This window comes from Mycolicibacterium palauense, assembly GCF_002592005.1.
Lineage (GTDB): Bacteria > Actinomycetota > Actinomycetes > Mycobacteriales > Mycobacteriaceae > Mycobacterium > Mycobacterium palauense.
On the sequence record NZ_NVQF01000001.1, the window covers coordinates 194,051 to 200,069 of the forward strand.

General features: G+C 70.2%; 5 protein-coding genes. 3 read left to right on the plus strand and 2 right to left on the minus strand.

All coding sequences use genetic code 11. The features are described 5' to 3' along the window. Positions 1 to 38: 38 nt before the first annotated feature. Positions 39 to 1,115, plus strand: coding sequence for a nucleoside hydrolase (locus CSR00_RS00890; protein WP_176561840.1), 1,077 nt, complete (start codon positions 39 to 41; stop codon positions 1,113 to 1,115). Between the two features lie 35 nt (positions 1,116 to 1,150). On the opposite strand, the gene CSR00_RS00895 is transcribed toward CSR00_RS00890, so the two are convergent. Then, positions 1,151 to 2,776, minus strand: coding sequence for a DNA polymerase Y family protein (locus CSR00_RS00895; RefSeq protein ID WP_099020524.1), 1,626 nt, complete (start codon positions 2,774 to 2,776; stop codon positions 1,151 to 1,153). Positions 2,777 to 2,862: 86 nt separating this feature from the next. Continuing rightward, positions 2,863 to 3,477, minus strand: coding sequence for a MerR family transcriptional regulator (locus CSR00_RS00900; RefSeq protein ID WP_176561841.1), 615 nt, complete (start codon positions 3,475 to 3,477; stop codon positions 2,863 to 2,865). Between the two features lie 205 nt (positions 3,478 to 3,682). Here CSR00_RS00900 and CSR00_RS00905 point away from each other — a divergent pair, with 205 nt between their 5' ends. Both CSR00_RS00905 and CSR00_RS00910 read left to right on the plus strand, forming a co-directional pair. After that, a complete protein-coding gene (locus tag CSR00_RS00905; protein ID WP_099020488.1) occupies positions 3,683 to 4,333 on the plus strand; it encodes a DUF1295 domain-containing protein in 651 nt (216 codons plus the stop codon). A 355-nt stretch (positions 4,334 to 4,688) separates the two neighbouring features. Next, entirely contained in the window at positions 4,689 to 5,930 is a 1,242-nt protein-coding gene (locus CSR00_RS00910) for an MCE family protein (protein WP_407662385.1), read from the plus strand. Positions 5,931 to 6,019 lie beyond the last annotated feature (89 nt).

The window sequence follows — 6,019 nt, forward strand, 5'->3', positions numbered from 1 at the left end:
GCCGGTACATCCCGTCCGGCACCGGTAAGGTCAGCGGAATGGGTTCAGCGGCAGGATCATCCGGGGCCACACTGCCGGTCTTCGCCGACACCGACACCGGCGTCGACGACGCGATGGCCCTGGTCTACCTGCTCGCCAGTCCCGATGCCGACCTGGTCGGGATCGCCTCGACGGGCGGGAATGTCGCCGTCGACCAGGTGTGCGTGAACAATCTGCGGTTACTGGCACTGTGCGGCGCCGACGACGTCCCGGTCTCGCGCGGGGCCCAGCGCGCACTGAACGGATCGCTGCGTACCGCCGAGGACACGCACGGCCCGGCCGGGCTCGGTTATGCCGAACTTCCCCCGGAGACCGCGGCACTGACCGACTACGACTCGGCGCAGGCCTGGATCCGGGCCGCCCACACCCACCCCGGCGAACTGGTCGGTCTGGTCACCGGTCCGCTGACGAACCTGGCGTTGGCGTTGCGGATCGATCCCGCGCTGCCGAGGCTGCTGCGCCGACTGGTCATCATGGGCGGCTCGTTCGGCTACCGGGGTAACACCACCCCGGTGGCCGAGTGGAACATCAGCGTGGACCCGGAGGCCGCCGCGGAGGTCTTCCGGGCCTGGAACGCCGCCTGGGGGCTGTCGGCGCCCCAGCACCTGCCGATCGTGCTGGGACTCAACCTGACCGAACACATCGCGATGACCCCGGCGATCCTGAGCCGGCTCGCGGCCGCCTCGGATTCGGCGACCATGACGATGAGCGTGCTGGATACCCGGGGCACCCGGTCGGGGGCCGCCAGCCCCGTGATCCGGGCGCTCGAGGACGCCATGCGGTTCTATTTCGAGTTCCACTACGACCAGGGCGAGGGCTACCTGGCCCACCTGCACGATCCGTTGGCGGCGGCGGTGGCGCTGGACCCGGAGGTGGTCGGCTGCAGACCCGCGACGGTCGATGTCGAGCTGACCGGAACGCTGACCCGGGGGATGACGATCGCCGACTGGTCCGGACACTGGGGTCGGGAACCCAATGCGCTGGTCGGTGTCGACGTCGACCCGGCGGCGTTCTTCGACCGTTTCATCGAGCGGGTGGGCGCCTTCGCCCGGCGCCTCGGACCGGACACCACCTGACCCTCCCCTGCGTTTCTCCTGCCTTCCCCCTGCCCCTACTCGTAGACGCCCTCGACATACCAGCGGCGCTGCCGGTAGCACAGCAGCAGCGCCGGACCGGGTTCGCCCCGCCGCGAACCGTTTTCGACCATCACCTGCGCCCGGGCGGTGCGGCCGCCCGGCCCCGCGGCCGGATCCCACCAGCGTTCGTCCACCGGCCACGGGCCGGTCCACCACCGCAGGGTTCCCCGGTATGGGCAACTCCGGGTGTCGCCCCCGGGCCCGGCAAGGCGCACCGGGTCGGCGGTGAACAGCCCGCGCCCGGTCACCCGGACCGGATGACCATCGGCGTCGAGCAGTTCGACCGGGTCATCGACGAGCACCGCCGGAGCGGGCTCGGGCAGCCGGCCCGGCCATGGCAGGTCCGGGTCGGCCCGCGGTACCGCCTCGTCGCCCAACGGGGTGAGGGTGATGCGCTCGGCGGGCCCCCGTCCGCCGCTGAGCACCGGCAGCCGCACCGCGTCGGGACCCAGCAGACCCTGCACGCGGACCAGGGCGCGGCGGGCACGCAGCCGGTCCTCGTCGCCGACGCCTCCCCACAGCGGCAGCTGCAGGGCACCGGCGGAGATCACCTCCACCGGCTGCAGCCGCAGCACCGTGATCGGTCCGGCCGGCCGCTCGGCGGGATTTCTCCGGTTCAGCCAGCCGTCGAGCTGCCAGCGCACCCGATCGGCGGTGGCATCCTCGGTCAGCGGTTCCGCGCATCGCCACACCCGCGAGAATTCCCCGCCCTCGGCGGTGACCGCGTGGATGGCCAGCCGGGTGCACCCCACCCCGGCCGCCTCCAGCCCGCGGTGCAGGCGACCGGCAAGCATGCGCCCGGCGAAGGCCGCCGCGTCGACCCGGTCGACCGGTGGATCGCAGTCCATCATCACGTCCAGGTCGGCCGGAGGCTCCCGTCCCGACGGCCCCCGCAACGATTCGGCGCAGGCGATCCGGTACGCCACCGTCGCGTCGGCCCCGAACCGCGACACCACGTCGGCGCGGGGCAGCTCCGCGAACCCGCCGATGGTGCGGATTCCCATCCGCCACAACAGGTCCACCAGATCGTCCCGGCCGGGTGCGGACAGGGCCGGCTCGGCCGACAGCTGCCGGATCGACAATGGGGCCAGGTACTCGCGATCCCGGCCCGGGCCGACCACCCGGCCGGCCCGGGCCGCCAAGACCGCGGTGGCGAGCTGATCGGCGATGCCCACCTGGCACTCGGCGCCGGCGGCGGCCACCGCGTCGACGAGCCGTTCGGCCGCGTGATGCTCGGAGCCGAAATAGCGTGCGACCCCACGGACCGCCAGCACCAGCAACCCCGGCCGCAACACCTCGGCGCGCGGCGCCAGCTCGTCCACCGCGACCGTGACCGCCTCGAAGAACCGGGCATCCCGGTCCGGGTCGGCAGCCACGACATGCAGATCCGGGCAGCGGCCCTGGGCCTCCCGGCGCCGCAGTCCGCGCCGGACACCGGCCGAGCGCGCCGCCGCCGAACAGGCGATCACCCGGTTGGCCAGGGTCACCGCCACCGGGGCGGTGGCCGGCAGGTCTGCGGCCACGGCGGCGGCCACCGCCGGCCAGTCCATGCACCAGATCGCCAACACCCGCGACGGTGTCCGGGTCATCGACAGGGTCATCGACACCTCCCCGGACCGCATTCGAAAGTATGTTCGATGCCGAGTATCGGCCCGCGGGCCGGTGGCGTCAAGACCGGGCGGCCGGCTCAGCCGCCGGTGCCGTATTTGACGATGCTCTGCTGACCGAGGCGGCGGATCGCGGCGAGGACCGGCTCGAAGAGAACGGTGCCGAGCACCACGTACCGGACGGCCTCGACCGGGTCGGCGGGGGTATTGGCGACCTCGCTGCCGGCAATGGCGAGCATGTGCTCCCCGTAGACGGCGAACTGATCGGGATCGAGCGGAAAACCCGCCGCCTCCACCGCCTCGAGCGCGCGCTCCAGCAGCGCGGCGGCCGGGGCCTCGGCCCGGTAGGAGTCACCGAGCCACGCCACGACCCGCTCGGCACGGGGATAGAACGCCTCGGCGTCACCGTCCACACCGGCGGCGTCGGTGAGCACCCTCGTCGCGGCGGCCAGGCGCTCGATGACCTCGAATCCCGGTTGGTCGATGATCTGCAGGATCGCCTTGGCCCGGGACAGGGCGAGGCCCGCTGGACCGGTCAGCGCCTGAATCAGCCGAATCCGCCGTACGTGGGACTCGTCGTAGTTCGCCCGCCGCGGCCCCGCTGGATCACCTGCGGCGAGCATGCCTTCGCGGATGTAGTACTTCACCGTCGCCACGGACACACCGGCGCATTCGGCCAATTCGGATACCCGCACCCGTTCCTCCTGTCGGGCCGCCACCTGTCCGGCCACCACCCGTTCGGCACATGGCCACGAAGCCGACGCGGTCGTTCGGCGGCCCCTTGCATTGTTTACTAGATAGTTCTACTATCTAGCACAACGGCACCCCTTGCTCCCGCTCTCATTTCCAGTCCCGTTTCGAGGAAGTCGCCCACGGCCCGCACCGTCACACGGAGAAGACATGGCAACCACCGGTTTCTTCATCAACCTGCACAAGGCCCTCGTCATCCCGGTCACCGTCACGGCGATGCTCGTCTTCGCCAACTACAGCACCGCGATGTGGCTCTACCTGGCCATGCACGGCAGCTACTCCATCCTCTGGCTGATCAAGGGCCGGACCTACCCCGACCGCCGGTTCGCGGAATCCGTACCGATCTGGGTCGGGGTCGTTTTCGTCTTCCTACCCCTGGCCGGCTACTACGCTGCGCCGATCCTGCTGGCATGGCTGCATCCCGAGGTTCCCGGCTTCGCCATCTGCCTCGGCGTCACCGTCTATGTGTTCGGGATCTTCCTGCACTTCACCTCCGACGCCCAGAAGTACTTCACCCTCCGGGTTCACCCCGGGCTGATCGACGACGGATTGTTCACCCGGACGCGCAACCCGAACTACCTCGGCGAGATTCTGACCTATCTCGGGTTCGCGATCATCTCCTGGAATCCCATTCCGTTCGCGGTGAATGCCGCGTGGATCTTCGGGTTCTTCGTTCGGAACATGATCAACAAGGATCGGTCGATGGCCCGCCATCCCGGGTTCGCCGCCTACCGCGCCCGAACCGGCTTGCTGTTCCCACGGCTGCGCCGACCCGCACCCACGGACGCCGCCACGAGATAGCGGGGAGCGAAGCTCTCGCGGTCACGGGTTTCGTGCGCCGCCGGCGTCGGCCCGCGGCCGCACGGGGCGGGCGCCCCCACGAGGGGCCCGGGTCACATCTGGAGACGGCCGTGACCATAGTCATACCCCCGTCCGGTTGCAGGACCGGATGCCGCCTGACATGGTGTCCGAGAAGCTTTGCGCCAGAAACTATTTGCCGAGATCATCGGCCGGACCATGTCCCGCATCGTCGGAGGTCCAGCCGGAGGTCCGGCACTCTTTTTTTCCGCTTTTCACTGTCCGTCGGGCCCGAGGAGCCAAAACAGCGTTGCGCACCGGTGACTCCAGCACGCCGACCAGCCCCGGGCAACGGACACTGCGGCGGATCCGTCTCCGGCTCCGCCGCTGGCAGTACGATCCACCGCTGAAGACCTCGGCCGGGGTGCTGATCATCGCCCTGGTCACGATCGTCGCGCTGGTGTGGCTGCAGTTCCGCGGCTACTTCACCCCGACCGAGCAGCTGACCCTGGTGACCAACCGTTCCGGCCTGGTGATGGACCCCGGGGCCAGGGTCACCTTCAACGGGGTCCAGATCGGCCGGGTGGCCTCGGTCAAAGCGGTGAACCGCGACGCCCGGGCCGGCACCGCCGAGGCGTCCGAGGCGCAACTGCAGCTGGCGGTCTCCCCGCGCTATCTCGCGCTGATCCCGTCGAATGTCCGCGCCGACATCGTCGCCAGCACCGTGTTCGGCGGCAAGTACGTCTCCCTGACCTCGCCGACCGATCCGTCATCCCGACACATCTCCGCCTCGGCGAGGATCGACGCCTCCTCGGTGACAACGGAATTCAACACCCTGTTCGAAACCATCACCGCGATCTCGGAGCGGGTCGATCCGGTGAAGCTCAATGCCACGCTCTCGGCCGCGGCGGAGTCGCTGACGGGGCTCGGCGACAGCCTGGGTGGGGCGCTGGTCGACTCGACGGCGATCCTCGACGACCTCAACTCGCGGATGGCACAGATCCGCTACGACAATCGCCGGATCGCGGAGCTGGCGGGCCTCTACGCCGATACGGCCCCGGATCTGTTCGCAGCCCTGGACGCCGCGGTCACCACCGCGCGCACGCTGGACCTGCGGCAGGACGAGTTCGACTCGGCGCTGATGGCAGCGGTGGGATTCGCCGATACGGGAACCGATGTGCTGACCCGGGCGCAGCCGTTCCTCCTGCGCGGTGCGGCCGATCTGACGCCGACCTCCACCGTGCTCGACACCTACAGCCCGGAACTGTTCTGCATGATCCGCAACTACCACGACGCCGCACCCAAAATCGCCGACAGTGGCGGTGGAAACGGCTACTCGATGCACCTCTACATGATCACCTCGACCACCCCCAACGCCTACATCTATCCGGACAACCTGCCGCGGGTGAACGCGCACGGCGGGCCGGGCGGTGCACCCGGATGCTGGCAGCCGATCACCCGCGAGCTGTGGCCGGCGCCGTATCTGGTGGCCGACACCGGAGCGTCGATCGCCCCCTACAACCACCTCGAGCCGGCCCAGCCCCTGCTCGCGGAGTACGTGTGGGGACGGCAGATCGGCGAGCACACCATCAACCCCTAGCCGGTTCGCCGGGGGTGACCGGCCGGGGCCCCGACCCGCCCCCGCCCCCGCATCGACAGCCGGACCCGGCTGATCCGGCCGCGGCCTGC